The 20,003-nt window shown below is 63.1% G+C and carries 16 protein-coding genes and 1 other RNA gene; 13 read left to right on the top strand and 4 right to left on the bottom strand.

Features of this window, described 5'->3' with window-relative positions; genetic code table 11:
- Positions 1-175: 175 nt before the first annotated feature.
- Complete coding sequence (locus E2A64_RS16525; protein ID WP_133285624.1) at positions 176-1,741, top strand: GGDEF domain-containing protein; 1,566 nt, start codon at positions 176-178, stop codon at positions 1,739-1,741.
- Here the strand turns inward: E2A64_RS16525 and E2A64_RS16520 are convergent.
- Positions 1,738-5,370, bottom strand: coding sequence for a hydantoinase B/oxoprolinase family protein (locus E2A64_RS16520; protein WP_133285623.1), 3,633 nt, complete (start codon positions 5,368-5,370; stop codon positions 1,738-1,740). The two genes, E2A64_RS16525 and E2A64_RS16520, sit on opposite strands and share 4 nt — an antisense overlap.
- Before the next feature lie 158 nt (positions 5,371-5,528).
- On the opposite strand from E2A64_RS16520, the gene E2A64_RS16515 reads away from it, so the two are divergent.
- The 4 genes from E2A64_RS16515 to E2A64_RS16500 all read left to right on the top strand — a co-directional run bounded on the left by E2A64_RS16515 (position 5,529) and on the right by E2A64_RS16500 (position 9,003).
- Positions 5,529-6,518, top strand: a complete 990-nt coding sequence (locus E2A64_RS16515) for a TRAP transporter substrate-binding protein (RefSeq protein WP_133285622.1) — start codon at positions 5,529-5,531, stop codon at positions 6,516-6,518.
- 96 nt (positions 6,519-6,614) lie between these two features.
- On the top strand, positions 6,615-7,169 hold the full coding sequence (locus tag E2A64_RS16510; RefSeq protein WP_133285621.1) for a TRAP transporter small permease: 555 nt from the start codon (positions 6,615-6,617) through the stop codon (positions 7,167-7,169).
- The gene (locus tag E2A64_RS16505; RefSeq protein WP_133285620.1) at positions 7,169-8,473 is read left to right on the top strand and encodes a TRAP transporter large permease; all 1,305 of its coding nucleotides are present in this window, start codon (positions 7,169-7,171) and stop codon (positions 8,471-8,473) included. The genes E2A64_RS16510 and E2A64_RS16505 overlap by 1 nt, the downstream gene beginning before the upstream one ends.
- A gap of 2 nt (positions 8,474-8,475) precedes the next feature.
- A complete protein-coding gene (locus E2A64_RS16500) occupies positions 8,476-9,003 on the top strand; it encodes a winged helix DNA-binding protein (protein WP_133285619.1) in 528 nt (175 codons plus the stop codon).
- A gap of 4 nt (positions 9,004-9,007) precedes the next feature.
- Here the strand turns inward: E2A64_RS16500 and E2A64_RS16495 are convergent, their stop codons facing one another.
- Positions 9,008-9,898, bottom strand: a complete 891-nt coding sequence (locus tag E2A64_RS16495; RefSeq protein ID WP_133285618.1) for a DMT family transporter — start codon at positions 9,896-9,898, stop codon at positions 9,008-9,010.
- A 127-nt stretch (positions 9,899-10,025) separates the two neighbouring features.
- Between E2A64_RS16495 and E2A64_RS16490 the strand changes: the two genes are divergently transcribed.
- The 3 genes from E2A64_RS16490 (at position 10,026) to E2A64_RS16480 (ending at position 12,295) form a co-directional block, all read left to right on the top strand.
- Positions 10,026-10,739: a J domain-containing protein gene (locus E2A64_RS16490; protein ID WP_133285617.1), complete on the top strand. Its 714-nt coding sequence runs from the start codon at positions 10,026-10,028 to the stop codon at positions 10,737-10,739.
- Positions 10,736-11,509: a peptidoglycan recognition protein family protein gene (locus E2A64_RS16485; protein ID WP_133285616.1), complete on the top strand. Its 774-nt coding sequence runs from the start codon at positions 10,736-10,738 to the stop codon at positions 11,507-11,509. Before E2A64_RS16490 ends, E2A64_RS16485 begins: the two co-directional genes overlap by 4 nt.
- 273 nt (positions 11,510-11,782) lie before the next feature.
- Positions 11,783-12,295 (top strand): lytic transglycosylase domain-containing protein, encoded by a 513-nt coding sequence (locus E2A64_RS16480; protein ID WP_133285615.1) that lies wholly within the window; start codon positions 11,783-11,785, stop codon positions 12,293-12,295.
- A 105-nt stretch (positions 12,296-12,400) separates the two neighbouring features.
- Here the strand turns inward: E2A64_RS16480 and E2A64_RS16475 are convergent, their stop codons facing one another.
- A complete protein-coding gene (locus E2A64_RS16475; protein WP_158285788.1) occupies positions 12,401-14,992 on the bottom strand; it encodes a membrane-bound PQQ-dependent dehydrogenase, glucose/quinate/shikimate family in 2,592 nt (863 codons plus the stop codon).
- A 191-nt stretch (positions 14,993-15,183) separates the two neighbouring features.
- Between E2A64_RS16475 and rnpB the strand changes: the two genes are divergently transcribed.
- Positions 15,184-15,603, top strand: an RNA gene (gene rnpB / locus E2A64_RS16470) — RNase P RNA component class A.
- Position 15,604: 1 nt separating this feature from the next.
- Here rnpB and E2A64_RS16465 read toward each other — a convergent pair.
- A complete protein-coding gene (locus E2A64_RS16465; RefSeq protein ID WP_133285613.1) occupies positions 15,605-15,856 on the bottom strand; it encodes a LysR substrate-binding domain-containing protein in 252 nt (83 codons plus the stop codon).
- Positions 15,857-16,376: 520 nt separating this feature from the next.
- Between E2A64_RS16465 and mraZ the strand changes: the two genes are divergently transcribed.
- The 4 genes from mraZ to E2A64_RS16450 are packed head-to-tail and all read left to right on the top strand — an operon-like array spanning position 16,377 to position 19,955.
- Positions 16,377-16,817: a division/cell wall cluster transcriptional repressor MraZ gene (mraZ, locus tag E2A64_RS18085; RefSeq protein ID WP_244598339.1), complete on the top strand. Its 441-nt coding sequence runs from the start codon at positions 16,377-16,379 to the stop codon at positions 16,815-16,817.
- 14 nt (positions 16,818-16,831) lie between these two features.
- The gene (gene rsmH / locus E2A64_RS16460) at positions 16,832-17,854 is read left to right on the top strand and encodes a 16S rRNA (cytosine(1402)-N(4))-methyltransferase RsmH (RefSeq protein WP_244598338.1); all 1,023 of its coding nucleotides are present in this window, start codon (positions 16,832-16,834) and stop codon (positions 17,852-17,854) included.
- Positions 17,855-17,859: 5 nt separating this feature from the next.
- Entirely contained in the window at positions 17,860-18,222 is a 363-nt protein-coding gene (ftsL, locus tag E2A64_RS16455) for a cell division protein FtsL (protein ID WP_133285611.1), read from the top strand.
- Positions 18,219-19,955, top strand: coding sequence for a peptidoglycan D,D-transpeptidase FtsI family protein (locus E2A64_RS16450; protein ID WP_133285610.1), 1,737 nt, complete (start codon positions 18,219-18,221; stop codon positions 19,953-19,955). The genes ftsL and E2A64_RS16450 overlap by 4 nt, the downstream gene beginning before the upstream one ends.
- The last annotated feature ends 48 nt before the right edge of the window (positions 19,956-20,003 follow it).

Genomic DNA, 20,003 nt, shown 5'->3' with positions numbered 1-20,003 from the left:
ATTGGATCCTGATACACGGATTCGAGGTGTTCCACCATCCGGACGTGATGGCCCGCAAAGCCTTGCGGTGCAGGCGTTACACCGGATGTTAACCACATCCATCGCGCCGGGTTAACTCTCAGCTTTTGTTAAAACTCTTCCCTGTAAGTTTGTAGGCCTTGAGGGAGTATTTGACATGAAGTTGAATATTTTTCCGTCGAGCATGGAAGCGCGATATGCAATCGCGGGCTCGGCGATAGGGGCCTTGACGTCCCTGGTATGCCTGTCGGTCGGTTTGACCAGCGGGCACCCGATCTATGGTTATTTCAATTCGCTTGCCGACAGTCCGCTGGTCAATTGCGCAGCCCTTTCCTTTGCTCTGGGGTTCGGCTACGTGGCCGCACGTGCCGGTCGCCGACTGGACGAGAGCGAGCGGCTGCTTGCGGCCGAGCGGGCCGGTGTCGTCGAGCTGTATCACCTGGCCTATCACGATGCGCTGACCGGTTTGTCCAACCGCCATGCGTTGCGGCGCGATACCACGACCCTCGCCGGCACGGGTGACGCTGACGAAACGCTGGCCGCCGTCATCCTCATCGACCTCGACCGGTTCAAGGAAATCAACGACACGCTCGGTCACGATGCCGGCGACGAGGTTCTCCGCACGCTCGCCAGGCGCCTCAAATCGGCCTGCGATTTAGAAAGCCGCGCCTATCGGCTCGGCGGGGACGAACTGGTGGTGCTGGCGGAAGGTGCGCGGGGCGAGGAGGAACTCGAGGCCTATGTGCAGGTGCTGAGCAAGAAGCTGTTCAGGCCGATCAGCCATGCCGGCAACATGATCGAGACGTCGGGCAGCATCGGCATTTCCTTCCTGCAGGGAAGCGACGATACGCTGGCGGCGGCTCTCAAGCGCGCAGATCTGGCGCTCTATCGCGCGAAGGCCGGCGGTTTTGCGCGCCATGCCATCCACAAGGGGGAGCTCGACGACGGGCTGGCCTTGCTATCCTGTGCGGAGCAGGCGCTCGAACAGGCGCTTGCAGAAGATCGTTTCACCGTGAGCTATCAGCCGGTTGTCGAGACCAGTACGCTCAAGCCGTCCGGCTTCGCCGCCTCGGTTCGCTGGATCGGCGACTGGAGCTCGGTCTCGCAGATCGCCGGCTTCGAGTTTGCCCTCGACGAGTGGCTGATCCAAACGGTTCTGCGCGACATCGACCATTGGCCGGATCATCTGACGGTGACGCTGTCCCTCTCTCCGAAATCGATCCGGAAGTCCGGTTTCGCCGGAGAATTCGCGGACAGGATCACAAGGGTGGGGCAACGCCCGGAGCGTTTCATTCTCGAAGTCGACCTGCGCCATCTGGGGCACGAGCCAGACAGCCGCGCGAAGGAAAATCTCATGGCATTGCGGGCGATCGGCGTGAGCATTGCCACGGCCGATCTGGTCGCAGGCCGCTTCGACATTCCGCGTGCCGCGAATTCGCCGGCCGACCATTGGCGCATCGATGCGGGCCGCTTGCGCCATGCGGCCGCGGCGCGGTCCGACCGCGACATGGCGGAAGCGGTCAACCTCTTTGCCGATGCGATGGGGCTCAAGGTTCGGCTCGAAAACCTTCACGATGCGGAGGATTTCAGCTTCGCGGCGCATTTCCCCGGCGCCTGCGTGGTGGAAACCTCGCACAGACCCGGGATGAGTGCAGCGCAGGCCGGTCTCCACGCCGCGCGCTTCGAATCCGACCCGCGCCATCTGCGCAAGGTCGTCGGCTAGCCTCGACCGGCTCCGCCCGCCGTCGGCGTTGTCAGGATCACTGCTTCGCCGGCATCGAGCATCGTCTGGTCGCAGGCTTTCAGAACCTCGATGGTTCCGTCCTTGCGGCGGATCTCCGTCTTGCCGACCTGTCCGGCGCTGCCGCCGTCGATGCCTTCGGGCGGACGGTTCCGGTGCGAGGACAGGATCGCCATTTCCATCGGCTCGAGGAAGCGGATCGTGCGCCTGGTGCCGTCGCCGGCATTGAATCTGCCCTTGCCGCCTGATCCTTTCCGGATATGGAAGTCCTCGAGCTCCACCGGGAAGCGCATCTCCAGAATTTCCGGGTCCGTGAGCCGGGAGTTGGTCATGTGCGTATGGACGCCCGACGTGCCGGCAAAGCCGCTCCCGTCATTGTGGTAGCCGGCCGGCGAGCCGGAGCAGATCGTTTCGTAATACTGGTAGGTGTCGTTTCCGAAGGTCAGGTTGTTCATCGTGCCCTGGGCATTGGCGAGCGCACCCAAGGCGCCGAAAAGCGCGTTGGTGACATGCTGCGACGTCTCGACATTGCCGGCCACCACGGCGCGCGGATAGGCCGGTTTCAGCATCGAGCCCTCGGGGATGATGATGTTGATCGGCCGCAGGCAGCCGGCATTCATCGGAATCGGCTTTTCAACCATCACCCGGAAGACGTAAAGCACGGCAGCCCGGGCCACCGGTTCCGGCGCGTTGAAATTGTTCTCGCGCGCTTCCGACGTGCCGGTGAAGTCGACGGTCGCCTCGCGCTTTTCGCGGTCGACGGTTATCTTGACGCGGATCGTCTGGCCGGTATCCGTTTCATAGGCATATTCGGAATCGGTGAGCTTCTCCAGAACACGCGCCACGCTCTCGGCCGCATTGTCCTGAACGTGGCCCATATAGGCTTCGACGACGTCGAGACCGAAGTCCGCGACCATCTTCCTGAGGTTCGCAACGCCCTTCTCGTTGGCCGCTATCTGCGCCTTCAGGTCGGCGACGTTCTGGGTGACGTTGCGGACGGGGTAGGGATGGTCCGTCAACAGGTCTTCGAGTGCCTTTTCCCGGAAGCGCCCCTGATCGACGAGCTTGAAATTGTCGATCAGCACGCCTTCCTCGTCGACGGTGGTCGCAAGCGGCGTCATCGAGCCGGGCGCCGTTCCGCCCACATCGGCATGGTGACCGCGCGAGGCGGCCCAGAACAGGATCTCGGTGTCGGAATTGTCGGCGAAGACCGGGGTGACGACCGTGATGTCCGGCAGGTGGGTGCCGCCATTGTAGGGGGCGTTGAGCGCGAAAACGTCGCCGGGTCTGATCTTGCCCTCGTTCAGGCGGATGACCGTTTCCACGGAACGGTCCATCGAGCCCAGATGCACCGGCATGTGCGGCGCGTTGGCCACGAGCGCTCCATTGCGATCGAAGACGGCGCAGGAAAAGTCGAGCCGCTCCTTGATGTTGACCGAATAGGCGGTGTTCTGCAGCGTCACGCCCATCTGCTCGGCGATCGACATGAAGAGGTTGTTGAAGACCTCGAGCAGGATGGGATCGGCGTGATCGGTACCGATCGCCATCGCCCGGTCGAGCTTTTCGTGCCGGGTCAGGATCACGTGGTCGCGCGCGTTGATCTCGGCCGTCCAGCCCGGCTCGACCACGATGGTCTGGTTGGCCTCGATCACCAGCGCGGGCCCCTTCACGCGATTGCCCGGCTTCAGGCTCTCGCGCCGGATCACCCTTGCATCGTGCCAGGCGCCACCGGAATGGATCTGCCGTGTTTCGTCGCCGGCGATCTGGCGCTCATCGAGGGCATGTTCCCGTTCCTCGCGCTTGCCGCCGGAGATGTCGGTACCCTCGACCGAAACGGCTTCGATGACGATGCCCTTGTCGTCGTAGATGAAGCCGAACTGCGCCTTGTGCGCGGTTTCGAAATCGGCCTTGGCGCGGTCGAGATCGAGGGTTTCCATCGCGATGGGAAGCGTGGTGTCGGTGCCGTCATAGCGCAGCTGGAGCACGGGGCGCGATGCGATCATGTGGGCCGCAATCCCCTGTTCCGCCATTTCCGCGATGACACCGGCTTCGAGTTCGCCGATGACATTTTCGACGAGCTCGCGACTTGAGGCGCCGAGCGGTGCGATCAGGGCCTGCTGCCGCGAGGCGAAGACGCGGGCGAGGCCGATGCCGTAGGCGGAGAGAAGACCCGAAAAGGGATGGATGAGGATCGCCTCCATGCCGAGCGCATCGGCGACCAGACAGGCGTGCTGTCCGCCGGCGCCGCCGAAGCAGTTGAGCAGGTATTTCGTCACGTCATAGCCGCGCTGCACGGAGATCTTCTTGATGGCGTTTGCCATGTTTTCGACAGCGATGGTGATGAACCCCTCTGCGATCTCCTCGGCCGACTTGCCGGGATTGGCCCGCGCCAACTCCTCGAAGTGTTTCGCCACCGCCGTTCGGTCGAGCGGCTGATCCTGGTCGGGGCCGAAGATCGCCGGGAAGAAGTCGGGCTGCAACTTGCCAAGCATGACGTTGGCGTCGGTCACCGTCAGCGGGCCGCCCCGCCGGTAGCAGGCGGGTCCGGGATTGGCGCCGGCGGAATCCGGGCCTGCCCGGAAACGGCCTTCGTCGGCATGCAGGATCGAGCCTCCGCCGGCTGCGACCGTGTGGATGCGCATCATCGGCGCGCGAATGCGCACGCCGGCGACTTCGGTGTCGAAGACGCGCTCATAGTCTCCGTCATAATGGGCCACGTCTGTCGAGGTGCCGCCCATGTCGAAGCCGATGACGTTGGAGTAGCCGGCGAGTTCGGCCGTCTCGACCATGCCGACAACGCCGCCGGCGGGGCCTGAGAGGATGGCATCCTTGCCGCGGAACTTGTCGGCCGCGGTCAGGCCGCCGGACGACATCATGAACTGGAGTGTCGGACCGTCTTCGCCGGCCGGTGTGGCGCCGAGTTCACCCGCAACACGGTCGACATAGCGCTTGAGAATGGGCGAGAGATAGGCGTCGACCACGGTCGTGTCGCCGCGGCCGACGAGCTTGATCAGCGGCGATATCCTGTGGCTGACGGAAATCTGCGGGAAACCGGCCTTCTCGCAAGCCTCTTCCACCGCGATCTCGTGATCGGGATTGCGCCATGCGTGCATGAGCACGACCGCGACGGATTCGATGCCCGTCTCACGCGCTGCCGCGAGGGCGGTCTCGAGCGATGCGATGTCGGGCTCGCGGCGGACTTCGCCCTTGGCCGACATGCGCTCGTCGATCTCGATGACGCGTTCGTAGAGCTGCTCGGGAAGAAGAATTTCCTTGGCAAAGATCTCGGGCCGGGCCTGATAGGCAATCTTCAATGCGTCGCGGAAACCCTTCGTGATGACGAGAAGGGTTCTGTCGCCCTTGCGCTCGAGCAGCGCATTGGTGGCAACGGTGGTGCCCATCTTCACATGGCCGACGCGGTTGGCAGGGATGGCCTCTTGCTGGCCGACGCCGAGCAGGTCACGAATGCCCTGAATGGCGGCATCCTTGTAGCCTTCCGGGTTTTCCGACAGCAGCTTGCGCTGATGCAGTTCGCCATCAGGCGCACGGCCGACGATATCGGTGAATGTGCCGCCACGATCGATCCAGAAATCCCACTTGCCATCAGCCATGTTCTGTTCCTCGTGATATGGATTTTCACCATGAGAAACACGCCCCGGAGAAAACGTCAATAATTTGTTGACAATTTCTCAGTGTGTGCAAGTCTGTCGGCACTGCGACGAGAAAAAGGGAACGCCGTCGCGGTTTTGGTCAAACTGGGAGCTACCTCATGCAGCACTTCATGACATCCGCATTCGCGGCCGCCGGCATCATTGCGCTTTCGACCGGGTTGGGCACAGCCGTCGCAGCCGCCGAAACCACCTGGGACATGCCGGTGCCTTACGGGGACACCAATTTCCACACTCAGAACGTGGTTCAGTTCGCCGACGACATCAAATCGGCGACCGGTGGCGAACTGGCGATCACCGTCCACTCCAACGGTTCGCTCTTCAAGCATCCGGACATCAAGAACGCCGTCCGCAACGGGCTCGCCCAGATAGGCGAGGTTCTCGGCTCGCGCCTGTCGAACGAGGATCCGGTCTTCGGTCTGGATTCGATCCCGTTCCTGGCCACAAGCTATGATGATGCGAAGAAGCTGTATGACGCGTCCAGGGACGAGATCGCAGCCAAGCTCGACGCGCAGGGGCTGGTGCTCCTCTATTCCGTGCCATGGCCGCCGCAGGGCATCTACACCAAGAAGGAAATCAAGACGGTCGACGACCTCAAGGGTCTGAAGATGCGGGCCTACAACGCGGCGACGGAAAAGCTCGCCCAGCTCGCGGGCGCCATCCCCACCCAGGTCGAGGTGCCGGATCTTCCGACAGCGTTCAGCACCGGTCGCGTCGAGGCGATGATCACATCGCCCTCGACCGGCGCCAATTCGCAGGTCTGGGATTACCTGTCGCACTATTCCGACGCCCAGGCCTGGCTGCCGCGCAACATGGTGTTCGTCAACAAGGCTGCCTTCGAGGCGCTGCCGGAAGAGCAGCAGCAGGCCGTGAGGGATGCTGCGGCAGCGGCTGAAGCCCGCGGCTGGGAGGCCTCGAAAAAGGAAACCGAGGACAAGACGCAGGAGCTGAAAGATAACGGCATCACCGTGACCGCTCCGTCGCCGGAGCTGAGGGACGGGCTTGCCGCGTTCGGCGAGACCATGACCGAGGAATGGGCCGCCAGTGCCGGCGAATCCGGTCAGGCCATTCTCGACGCCTACAAGCAGTAGGACCGCATGCGGGCCGGGTGCCGTCAGGCGACCCGGCCGCTTGGCTTCTTTCCGAATTTTTCACGACGGCAGCTGCAAACCGACAGGGCAACCGGCATGCGACGAATTCTCGACCGGGTTTATGATCTATCCGAGTGGCTGGCCATGGCGTCACTCTGCGCCATCGCCGCGCTCGTTTTCGCCCAGGTGGCGGGGCGGGTGGTCGACAGGGTGATCGGCTTGTTCGGGATCGCGCCCTACGGCTTTCTCGTTCCCTCGCTGGCGGAGATCGCCGGCTATCTCTTGGTCGCGGCCTCCTTTTTGGCGCTTGCCGGATCGTTGCGGGCAGGGGAGCAGATCCGGGTCAGTTTGGTACTGGCCCGTCTGCCCGACAGCGCGCGGCGGGTGATCGAAACGATCGTGCTGGTGCTGGCGGCGGCGCTCGCCGTCTTCTTCTTCGCCTATTGCGTCCGCATGGTGCTCGACAGCCATCGGTTCAACGAGGTCTCCTACGGCATCATCCCGATCCAGCTCTGGATTCCCCAGGCCGCCATGGCGACCGGGGTCGGGGTATTCGCACTGGCTCTTCTCGACGATCTCGTCACAATTCTGAGAGGCGGAAGCGCCTCCTACATGGCCACCGGCGACGGCCATGCCGAGGAGCATCTGTGATGGATCTTCTCGTGCTTGCCCTCTGCCTGGGTCTCGGACTTCTGATGCTTCTCGCCACCGGTCTCTGGGTCGCGCTGGGGCTCATGGCCGTCGGCATCGCCGCGATCCTCATCAAGGTCTCGGTGCCTGCGGGGGCCGTCATGGCCACCACCGTGTGGGGAGCGATCAATTCCTGGGATCTCGCCGCTCTTCCGATGTTCATCTGGATGGGCGAGATCCTGTTTCGCACCCGGCTGGCCGAAGACATGTTCGCGGGCCTCGCCCCTTGGATGCGGAGGCTTCCCGGTCGGCTGGTTCACGTCAATATTCTCGGCTGCGCCATTTTTGCCGCCGTCTCGGGGTCATCGGCAGCGACCACCGCCACGATCGGGCGCATGTCGCTGCCCGAACTTGAAAAGCGCGGCTATGACGAGCGCATGGCGATCGGTTCGCTCGCCGGATCGGGCACGCTGGGGCTGCTGATCCCGCCATCGCTGATCCTGATCGTCTATGGCGCGGCCACGGAGCAGTCGATCGCGCGGCTGTTCATCGCCGGCGTGGTTCCCGGGATCATGCTTGCCGGACTTTTCATGGGCTATACCATCGTCTGGGCGCTTCTGAACCGGGACAAGATGCCGGAAGCCGACGAGCGCGTTCCCTATCTGGAACGCCTGTGGCAGACGCGGCGTCTGTTCCCGGTGATCGCGCTGATTGCCGGCGTCATCGGCTCGATCTATGCGGGTTTCGCCTCACCCACCGAGGCGGCGGTCGTCGGCGTGGTACTGGCGCTCGGACTTGCGTTCGCGACCGGCACGCTCACTCGCCGGACCTTTCTCGAAGCGCTGCGAGGCGCCTCGCGCACCTCGGCGATGATCATCCTCATTCTGGCGGGGGCGGCGGTGCTGACGGCAGCGATGGGCTATACCGGCATCCCGCGCGCGCTGGCCGGCTTCATTGCCGAACAGCAGTTCTCGCCCTATGCGCTTCTCGCCGCGCTCACCGTCTTCTTCATCGTCCTGGGCTGTTTCCTCGATGGCATTTCCATCGTCGTGCTGACCGCCTCGATCATCCTGCCGATGGTGGAAGCCGCCGGGTTGGACATCATCTGGTTCGGTATCTATCTGGTGCTCGTCGTGGAGATGAGCCAGATCACGCCGCCCGTTGGTTTCAACCTCTTCGTCATCCAGGGGCTCACGGGCTACGACATCCTCAAGGTCGCGCGGATGACCCTGCCGTTCTTCTGCCTGATGATCGTCGCGGTCGTGCTGATCGTCGTTTTCCCGGAGCTGGCGCTCTGGCTGCCACAGACAATGCTTGCGAGGTAATCATGGACAAATCCGGGACGGCCGGACTGCCTGGGCCAATCGTCTCCGCCTCGCATCTCGCCGATGGCGCCATGCCGGCGCTCTCGGAATTCGAATTCGCGCTGGTCATCCTCGGCAATGCCTATAATCGCTGGATCGCCGCCTGTTCGAACGCCGCCGACGGAGCCGGCCTGTCGAGCATGGAGGTTCAGATCGTGCATGCGGTCAACCACCGCGAGCGGCCGAAAAGCCAGGCGGAACTCTGCATGATGTTCAATATCGAGGACACGCATGTGGTTTCCTACGCGCTCAAGAAGCTCGAAGCGCTGGGCTTCGTCGAGAGCGGGCGGCGCGGCAAGGAGAAGATCGTCTGCATCACCGACAAGGGAGCCGCGCATTGCCTCGAATATCGCCGTCTGCGCGAGAAGGTGCTCATCGAACCGATCCTAGCGCTCGGTCTCGACGAGAAGCATGTGAGCGAAATTTCGGCGCTGATGCGGGTGATGTCGGGCCAGTACGATCAGGCGATGCGTTCGGCCTCGAGCATCTGAGGGATCAGCCGACTTTGGCCTTGCGGCCCAACCAGACGACAAGGCCGACGGCAAACGCGTAGGCGAGCTTCACCGGTGTGACCGCCTCGCCGAGCAATGCGGCCGAGAATGCGATGGTGAAAAAGGACTGCAGAAGCTGCACCTGTCCCACGCGGGCAATGCCGCCGAGCGCCAGTCCCCTGTTCCAGAATACGAAGCCCAGCACCATCGAGAAACCGGTCAGATATCCGAATCCCGCATATTCAGCCGCGTCGGGCGCCGAGACGCCACCTTGCAGAAGAGACCAGATCGTGCCCACCAGCGAGATCGGGGCAACGAAGACCAGCGACCAGGCGATGACTTCCCAGCCCGGCATGCTGCGCGAGATCTTGCCTGAAATGACGTAGCCGCATGAGGCGGAAAGGGCCGCCAGTGCCAGCCACAGGTCGCCGATCCCGGGCGTGATGTCGGCGCCGGAGAGCGAGAACGAGACAACGAGCGCGGCACCCGCAATCCCGAAGCCCCAGAAAAGAAGGCCCGGCTTCTCGCCACCGAAGAGTGCCGCAAACGACGCCGTCATCAGCGGCAGTATGCCGAGCACGATCCCGCCATGGGACGCCGGAACCGTTTGCATGGCGATGGAGGAGAAGCCGGGGAAGCCATAGGCGAGAAGCAGACCGGCCGCGAAAAGCTGCCGCCGGTTGGCAACGGGCACTGAACGCCGAAGCCCCAGGAGCGCGAGGCCGGTGATGAGGGCGGCGCCGAACGCGCGCCCGAACGTGATGAAGGAAGGCGAGAAGCCTCCGAGCGCGATATGCGTCATCGGCAAGGTGGCGGCGAAGATCATCACGCCCACCAGGCCGAGGAGATAACCGGTCAGGGGAGGCGTCGGGGCGGTGGGCGAGATAGGCGTCATGCGCCTACAAGCCGCATGGCAGCCATGCGCGTCCAATGATAATTGCCGCTTTACTCATTCAATAAGTTGATGGCAGCGTGAACGACGGGTTCTCGCTTTTGCCGCGTTGTTCGATTAAACGGAAATCATGTCGCTGCTCAAACGCCTATTCGATGCCGTCGGCGGTACCGCCTCCCACGCTTTCGCCAATGTGGTGGAAACGGTGCGGACGGTGTTCGCCGGCGATCCGGAAACCCGCCGCAAGGTGGCGTTCTCCGTCGCCATGATCGCGCTTTCGGCCAAGATGGCCAAGGCGGACGGCGTCGTGTCGAAGGAAGAGGTCGCGGCGTTCCAGGACATTTTCGCGATCCCCGACGAGGAAGCCGCGAACGTCGCACGGCTCTACAATATCGCCAAGCAGGACGTCGCGGGCTACGACATCTACGCCGAGCGGATTGCCGGTCTTTGTGGTTCGGGTCATTCCAACTGCGCCATGCTGGAGGATATTCTCGACGGTCTCTTCCATATCGCCAAGGCCGACTCGCTGATCCACCAGAAGGAGCTCGAATTTATCGCCCATGTGGCCGACATTTTCGGCTTTGATGAAGAGCATTTCGATCGCATCATGGCGCGCCATGTCCATCCGGAAGGGATCGATCCCTACCAGGTTCTCGGCGTCGAGCCGCATGCGCCGTTCGACGAGGTTCGCCGCCGTTACCGCAAGCTTGCCGCCGACAGTCACCCGGATGCGCTTCTGGCGCGCGGCGTGCCGCAGGAGTTCCTTGCGATCGCAAACGACCGGATGGCGGCGATCAACGCCGCCTTTGCGACGATCCAGAAACAGCAGCGGGTTCCCGCATGACCGGGTTCGACCCGGATTATCCGCCCGCACTGGTTCGCGCTTCCCCCAATTTCGGACCCCGCCGCGGTGGATCGAGCGAGCCGCGACAGCCGGACATGGTGCTTCTGCACTATACGGGCATGGACACCGCAAAGGGCGCGCTGGAACGGCTCTGCGATGCGAATGCCGAGGTTTCCGCCCATTATCTTGTCGACGAGGGCGGCATCGTCACCCAGATGGTGCCCGAAAGTCATCGTGCCTGGCATGCCGGCAAGAGCTACTGGAAGGGCGAGGCGGATGTGAATTCCGCTTCCATCGGCATCGAGATCGCCAACAAGGGACATGAGGCGGGCTGTCCGGCCTATCCGGTGGTCCAGATGCGGGCCGTCGCGCGCCTGTGCCGGGACATCATCGCGCGACGCGGGATCGCGCCCGACCGGATCCTCGGTCATTCCGATGTCGCCATCGGGCGCAAGATCGATCCGGGCGAGTGGTTCGACTGGGCGTGGCTGGCAGGCGAAGGGGTCGGGCACTGGGTCGAGCCGCAGCCGATCGGCGGCGGGCGGTTTTTCCAGCAAGGCGACAGCGGGCCGCCCGTCGAGGCGCTGCAGACGATGTTGTCGCTTTACGGCTATGAGACCGAGACCCATGGCATATTCGGCGCCCGGACCCAGGGAGCGGTGATGGCGTTTCAGCGTCACTTCCGGCCTGCGCGCGTCGATGGCGTCGCGGACGCCTCGACGATTTCAACCTTGCACAAGCTTCTGTCCGAACTGCCGACACTCGCATGAAGATTATGTTGACCGGTTCGCGCCACGAGCGGCGCCGGTCGTAAAAAATCTCGATATTTCAGGTAGTTCTAACGTAACCTTTCGTAACACAAGTTTATCACCCGCCGCATTTCTCTTTCATTCCTGCCACATTTTCCGCCAACCCGACCCTCTATCAGGCTTGCCATCACCGGGGCCGGAGACCACGCGCTTTCGCGGGCCGCCCCAGATCGAGATGACGCCCGGGGTGGCTGGTCCAAGGGATCGGCGGGGCGCAAGAGTGGGTTTTACAATATGCAGAATGGTTTTGCGGTCGCGGCAGCGGCCTTGCTTTGCGTTGCCTTGGCCGGGTGCCAGACGGCAGGGGTCGACAAGACGACGACCGGATCGATCTCCAAATCGGAACTGAAGGGCAAGACCACCGTCTCGGGCTACGCCACGCGTCCCTACGGCAAGATCATTTCGTCCTATGCCAAGACATACGGCGTTCCTGAATCGCTTGCCCATGCGGTGGTTCGCGTCGAGAGCAATTACCGTCCGAACGTCCGTGGTTCGCATGGCGAGATCGGCCTCATGCAGATCAAGCCGGCGACGGCCCGGATGATGGGATATCGCGGCTCGGCCAAGGGTCTTTACGATCCCGATACCAACATCAAATACGGGATGAAGTATCTCGCTGCCGCCCACAAACTCGGCGGCGGCTCGACCTGCGGCACGATCCTGAAATACAATGCCGGTCATGGCGCCAAGCGCATGAACCCGATCTCCAAGGCCTATTGCGGCAAGGTGCAGGCGATCATGAACTGAACCGGTCGCCCGGTTTTCGAGATGTTCCGGTCCAAGGAGTTCGCCGCTTCCCCGACCGGAACGAGGGCCGCGCTGGCTACCAGCGCGGCCCTTTTTGTTGCGCCCTCATGAATGGCCGGGCAGGGCATAGGCGATCACCTCGTCGCCGACCTTCGTTTCCATGAAGTGATGCCCGCCGGGCACGAGAACAACATACTGCCTGCCGTCCGCCTCATAGGTCATCGGGTTGGCCTGGCCGCCGGCGGGCAGATCCGTCTCCCACACGGTCTTCCCGCTCTTGATGTCGATGGCGCGGAACTTGTCGTCCGTCGTCGCCGCCACGAATATCAGTCCGCCGGCGGTGACGAGAGGTCCGCCATTGTTCGGCGTGCCGATCGTGACCGGAAGGTGCGAGTGAAGGCCGAAGGGGCCGTTGTTCACCGCCGAGCCGAAGGGTTCGTCCCAGAGCGTCTTGCCGCTCTTCAGGTCGATCGCGCGGATCCAGCCATAGGGCGGCGCGGAGCACGGAATGCCCGTGACCGGGTTGCGCCAGCCGGCATTGACATCGATCGCATAGGGCGATCCGGCCTGCGCGTCACCGGCACCCTCGGCCTTGGCTTCGTTGCCGCCCTTCGTGATTGGCTCGATGCCCATTTCATCGGCCTTTTCGCGGGGGATCAGCTTGTTGTAGTTCGGCACGTCATTGTAGTTGGCGACCAGTATCCCGTTGACCGGATCGACCGCGACGCTGCCCCAGTCGGAGCCGCCATTGTAGCCCGGATATTCGATATAGGGCTTGTCGACCTCGGGCGCGGTGTACTCGCCGTCATAGACGGCGCTGCGATACTCGATGCGGCAGAGCAGCTGATCGAGCGGCGTGGCGCCCCACATGTCGCTTTCCTCGAGGGGCGGCTTGGCGAGCGAGGCATAGCCCGAAAAGGGCTGGGTTTTCGAAAGGTTCTCGGGTTCCACGCCGTTTTGCGGCACGGCCTTGCTTTCAACCGGAAACAGCGATTCACCGGTCCGGCGGTCGAGCACGTAGATCTCGCCCTGCTTGGAGGGCAGGATGATCGCCGGCACGGAACCGCGGTCTGACGGGAAGTCCACCAGCGTCGGCTGGGAGCCGAGATCGTAGTCCCACAGATCGTAGTGCACCGTCTGGAACTTCCAGGCCGGCTTGCCGGTGGTCACGTCGATGGCGACCAGGGAGGACGAATATTCGTTCTCGAAGTCCTTGCGGTTGCCGCCGTAATAGTCGACCGACGAATTGCCGAGGGGCAGGTAGACATAGCCGAGTTCCTCATCGGCGGCGGCGGCGGTCCACATGTTGGGGGTGCCGCGTGTATAGACCTCGTCGCCGGCCGGCGCGCCGACCCGGTCCGGGTGGCCCATGTCCCATGCCCAGGCGAGTTTGCCGGTCATCGCATCATAGCCGCGGATCACACCTGATGGGGCGTCCTCGGCCTGACCGTCCTTGACCTGCGCGCCGGTCACGATGATCCCGCGCACGATGGCGGGGGGCGCGGTGACCGCGTACCAGCCGGGCACGGTCTTGCCGATCCCTTCGTTCATGTCGACCTGGCCGTTCTGGCCGAAACCGTCGCAGCTCTCGCCTGTCAGGGCGTCGACCGCTATCAGGCGGGCGTCGAGCGTGCCGGCGACAATGCGCTGCGCACACGTGCCGCTGCTGGCTGCAGCTTCGGGCGCCTTGTAATAGGCAACGCCGCGACAGGTCGCTCCATAAGGGATGGCGTCGGGAGATACCTTCGGATCGTGTCTCCATTCCTCCTTGCCGGTCCCGGCATCATAGGAGATCAGGATGTCCATGGCGGAGCAGACATACAGATGCCCGCCGACTTCCAGCGGCGTGTTTTCAGGCGAATATTTTCCCTTCGTCTCGCCCGTCGGCATGTCGCCGGTATGGGCGAGCCAGACCTGTTGGAGGTCAGCAACATTGGCGGAGGTGATCTGGTCGAGCGGCGAGTAGCGCTGCGCGGCGAAGGTGCCGCCATATTGCGGCCAGTCCTTGCCTGCCTTCAGAAGCTTCGCAGGTTTCGACGCAACCGCGACACCGGTCGCTGCGATCGTCTTCTTTTCGGTCGCGTCACCGGTTGTCTGCCGTGGATCCGACGGCATGATGCCGCTGTCGGGCGTGTCGTTGTCCGCCGAGGGCAGGACGGCCGGGTCGGCGGTTTCCGTGCCCTGATCCTGCGCAAAGGCAGGCATTGCGATCGGGGCGAGGTGAATTGCCAGCGGTGCGGCGAGGGCGGCTCCCAGTAACACCGTATAGGCGGGACGTCCGCGCATGACGGTGCGCTCGTCTCTCGTCCTGGAGAATGCCGGCAGCGAGGCAAGGAGGACGATCATCAGAACCGTCGGCGCGACGACCCGCGGCACGAGAGGCCATGGATCGAGGCCGACTTCCCAGACCGCCCAGGCGAGCGTGAAGAGCCAGATTGCGGTGTAGATCCAGAAGCCCGCCATCGAGCGGCGGTAGAGGAAAATGCCTGAAACGATCAGGCCCAGACCGGCGATGGCGTAATAGGCCGACCCGCCCAGCCAGGCCAGCCAGAGCCCGCCGCCACCAAGCGTCAGTCCGAGCAGAAGGAAGACGGCTCCAAGGATGGCCAGCCACCATCCGCCGGCGCCGTGCGGGCGATAAGAATGCGATGTTCCGGGAGTGTTCGATGCGCTCTCGGGTTCTGAAACGGAAGCCATGTCTGCTTCTCCATGTTGAACCACGTTGCAGCGGCGAGTGCCGCTACGTTCCAAATGCACCGCGACAACGTTTTGTTGCGTGAGGATGCAAAATTTCATGGAACCGGATGGGGCCGGTGCCGGTGCCGGGATCTCCGCATAAACCGGTTTACGGCTGGCATTCGGAAGCGGGCTCGGATATGAGGGCCGGGCCAGTCGGCCGGGCAGCCGCGCGCCGCATTTCACCGAAAGGTGGCGGTTCGAGGAAAGTCCGGGCTCCATGGAACAACGGTGCCGGATAACGTCCGGCGGGGGCGACCCCAGGGAAAGTGCCACAGAAAGCAAACCGCCCCGCCACCTGAACGCCCGTGAATGGGCGTTGAGGCGGCGGGGTAAGGGTGAAAGGGTGGGGTAAGAGCCCACCGCGTCTCCGGTAACGGCGACGGCACGGTAAACCCCACCGGGAGCAAAACCGAATAGGGATGACGCGGCGCAAGCCGGCCTGTTCCAGGCCAGTCATCCGGGTAGGTTGCTTGAGGTGCGCCGCGAGGCGTGGCCCAGAGGAATGGCTGCCACGTTTCCGTCTTCGGGCGGAAGCCATACAGAACCCGGCTTACAGGCCGGCTGGCACTTTTATGATCGAGACTTGAGGAAGTGGATCAGCGCCCGCAGCGCTGGCGGCACCTGTCGCCGGCTCGGGTGGTAGAGATGCGCGCCTTCATAGGGCCGGGTCCAGTCTTCCAGAACCGCTACGAGCCGACCGGAGCCGACATCCTCCTTGACATCGGCTTCCATGTGCCAGCCGATGCCGCGGCCGGAGCGGATGACGGCGAGCGCCAGTTCGTAAGAGTTGCGGATCAGGGGGCCGGTTACCTGCTGGCGGATTTCCTGGCCGCCCGAGTTCCGCCTGAGTTACGGGGGCAGGTGCGCAGCTCCATGCTGCCGCCTGCGCCGGGTACGAGCCTTTCCGTCGGAATGCACCTGGCGAGACATTTGCAGCGAGGTCGCCGGCGGCGAAGGGGGCGAAACAGGCAAGATTTTTTTTGCCTTTGGCTTTCAATGATTTGACCTTTCGGACAGGGCTGGAGCCGGTTCTCGAACTCCTGTCAAATTCCTGCTCCAAGCTACTGAATACTAACGGTTCGTTAAGGTTGACGAGGTATTAAAATGGATTGATTCAAGGCTCCTTGATGGGTCTTGTCCCATTGACGCCCATATGAGCCCATGGTATCCCAAAAGCACAGGATCGCGAGGCGGGTTTCGGCCGCCGGAGCAGACGGATCGGACGGTGTGTTCACCGGTTGGATCGGTGCTTGCGGCGATGCGGCACGGTCCTGTGCATTCCGGAATCATTCCGGGGGGCTCATGAGATGCGGCCAGAGGGCGGAAGCGGCTGTAACGCGTAATGAACCGGTTCCTCTCGAACGCGACGAACAAGATAGATGCGAAGGGACGGGTTTCTGTTCCCTCGGCCTTCCGGGCTGTGCTGGCGCGGAATGGTACGGAGGAGCTCTATGCCTGTCAGGACTTCGTGTTTCCCGCCATCTCGATGGCGGGGCCGGAAATGCTCGATCGCTTCGAGAAGATGATTTCGACCCTCGATCCTTTTTCCGAAAAGGCAAACCGCATGTCGCTCGTCATTCACGGCGGGGGCGTGTTCATGAAGCTCGACGCCGAGGGGCGAGTTCTGGTGACGGATTTCATCCGCGAGTTCACCGGGATTACCGACAGGGTGACTTTCGCGGGGCGCGGGGATCACTTTCAATTGTGGGAGCCGGGGGCATTCGAAGCCATGCAGGCGCGATCCCGCAGCCAGGACTTTCGAGCGGCCGAGCGGCCGACATAGGGGAGACGCGACGCATGACGAATGAGGGGGGCAGCTCCACCAGTGGACACTCCGGTGAGGCTCGCCACATCCCCGTCATGCTCGCGGAAGTTCTCGCAGCACTCGATCCGGCACCGGGCAAGCGCATTCTCGACGGAACTTTCGGCGCCGGCGGTTACACCACAGCCATTCTGGACAAGGGCGCGGAGGTTGTCGCGCTCGATCGCGATCCCGATGCAATCGCCGGCGGGAAGGCGCTGCAGGCGCGTTTCGGTTCACGGCTTTCGCTCGTTCTTTCCCGCTTCTCGCAGCTTCTCGATCATGTCGAGGCGCAAAGCCTCGACGGCGTGGTGCTCGATATCGGCGTCTCCTCCATGCAGATCGACGAGGCCGCCCGGGGCTTTTCATTCATGCGCGACGGCCCGCTCGACATGCGCATGGGGCAAAGCGGACCGAGTGCGGCGGATGTCGTCAACAGGATGAAGGTGGCCGATCTCACCCGCATCTTCGGGCTTCTGGGCGAGGAGCGCCACGCCGGCCGCATCGCCCGCGCCATCGAAGCCCAGCGCAAGGAAGCTCCTTTCGAGACCACCAGGCAGCTGGTCGGCGTCATCGAAAAGGTCTCGCCGCGCCGCGCTCAGGACAAGATCCATCCCGCGACGCGCGTGTTCCAGGCGCTCCGCACCTATGTCAACGACGAGCTCGGTGAACTGGCCCAGGCGCTGTTTGCCGCGGAAAAGGCGCTCAAGCCTGGCGGTCGCCTCGTGATCGTGAGCTTCCATTCGCTCGAGGATCGTATCGTCAAGCGCTTCTTCCAGGAGCGCTCCGGCAAGGCGTCCGGATCGCGGCATCTGCCGCAGGTCAATGTCGATGCCGCCACCTTCGAGCCGCTCGGCAAGCAGCCCGTCTCGGCCAGCGAGGCCGAAAGCGAAATCAATCCGCGTGCCCGCTCGGCGAAATTGCGCGCCGGTGTGCGCACCCATGCAGCCGCCGGATCCGCCGACATGTCCATTCTTCCCGTTCCCCAACTGGCCGCATCCGCGGCTGCCGGAGGTTGAGCCAGATGTTGCGTACCCTCGATATTGTCCTGATTGCCGCGATGATCGCTGCGGCAACCGTGACCTATCAGATCAAGCACCGTGCCGAAGACAAGCTTGACGAGGTTCATCGTCTCCAGACGGCCATCAAGCTGCAGAAGGACACGATCGATCTTCTGGAAGCGGACTGGAGCCTGCTCAACCAGCCGGCCCGGCTCGAACGGCTGACAAAGGAATTCAACGAGCAGCTCCAGCTCGACGTCATTACCCCCCTGCAGATGGCAAAGCCCGATGAAATTCCGGGCTATGCCTCCGAATTCGCCCCTGAAGTGACCGAAGGCGAAGGGACCCCTGATGCAAATCTCACGACCGGATCGGTGAAGCCATGATGCGGATGCCTGCACTCTCTTCGGGACTGGGCCTGTTCTCCTTCCGCAGCAAGCCCAAGGCAAGCGGCCATATCGAACTCAAGGGCGAGCGCGCGACCTACGGTCAGCAGTCGCGCAGCCGAATCCTGATCACCATTCTCTGTTTCGGCGTGTTCTACTCCGTCATCGGCGCGCGTCTTGTCCAATACGGCATGGAAAGCGAAGAGACCGTCTCCTCCATCGGTCCCGCCGACAAGCTGATGGCCTCGCGCCCGGACCTCATCGACCGGAACGGCGAAGTTCTGGCCACCGATATTCGCACGGTCTCGCTCTATGCCGAGCCGAACAAGATCGTCGATCCGGACGAGGCGGTGGAACGTCTGGTCACGGTGCTGCCCGATCTGGATGTGCGCACGACCTATCGCAAGCTCTCGTCATCCTCCCGCTTCCAGTGGCTGCGTCGGCAGCTCACGCCGAAACAGCAGAGCCAGATTCTCGCACTCGGCATTCCCGGGATCGGGTTCCGGCCCGAGAAGCGTCGTTTCTATCCCGGAGGCTCGACAGCCGCCTATGTCGTCGGTCACGTCAATATCGACAACAAGGGCATCGCCGGCATGGAGAAGTATATCGAGGGGCAGGGCCTCGGCGATCTCGCGGCGGCCGGCCTGACGGTCAATGAGAGCATGGAACCCGTCCGGCTCTCGATCGACCTCCGTGTGCAGAGCGTGGTCCGCGACGAACTGGCCGCCGCCATGCAGCGCTACAGCGCGATCGCCGCGGGTGGCGTCGTGCTCGACATCCATACCGGCGAAGTGATCGCCATGACGTCGCTGCCCGATTACGATCCGAACAATCCGGTGGAGGCGCTCGACAAGAACCGTCTCAATCGCATGTCCGCCGGTACCTATGAAATGGGGTCGACGTTCAAGACCTTCACCATTGCGATGGGGCTGGATTCGGGCCTGTTCAACATCAACGACCGGATCGATGCCAGGTATCCGCTGGTCATCGGCGGCCGCACGATCCGCGACTTCCATGCCACGCGCCGCATCTTGACGATCCCGGAAGTCTTCACCCATTCCTCCAATATCGGTTCGGCCAAGATGGCGGATGCCGTGGGTATCGAAGGTCACCGGGAGTTTCTCACCCGCATCGGCCTTCTTTCCAGAATGCAGACCGAGTTGCCCGAAATTGCGATGCCGAGCCAGCCGCATGAATGGAAGAAGATCCATTCCATGACCGCATCCTTCGGCCACGGCGTCGCCACCACCCCGCTCCAGACCGCTGTGGCCGGCGCCGCCCTGATGAACGGCGGCAAGCTGATCGAGCCGACATTCCTGCCTCGGACGCGGGAGGAGGCGGAAAAGACGGCCATACAGGTCATCAGCAAGAAGACCAGCGACGAGATGCGAATTCTCATGCGCGACAATGTCGTCCAGGGATCGGGGCGTCGCGCCGAAGTCGACGGCTTCCGTGTCGGCGGCAAGACCGGCACCGCGGAAAAGGTCGTGAACGGCCGCTATTCCAACTCGGTGCGCTTCAATGCCTTCCTCGCCACTTTCCCGGTAGACGACCCGCAATACATCGTTCTCGTCATCATCGACGAGCCGAAGCCGGAAGAAGGAAAGTACAGCGCCACCGCCGGCCTCAACGCCGCACCGATGGTCAACGGCATCATTCGCCGCTCGGCTGCATTTCTCGGTGTAGAGCCGAAGTTCGGCAATGACGCCTCTATCGCACGACTGTCATATTGAAGCCTGCTTTGTCAGCGAATCGAAGCGTATTCCAGTAACCGAAGAATT

Source organism: Pseudohoeflea suaedae (assembly GCF_004354915.1).
Lineage (GTDB): Bacteria > Pseudomonadota > Alphaproteobacteria > Rhizobiales > Rhizobiaceae > Pseudohoeflea > Pseudohoeflea suaedae.
The sequence above is the reverse complement of the archived record's forward strand: the minus strand, read 5'-3'. Positions and strand labels throughout refer to the sequence as shown.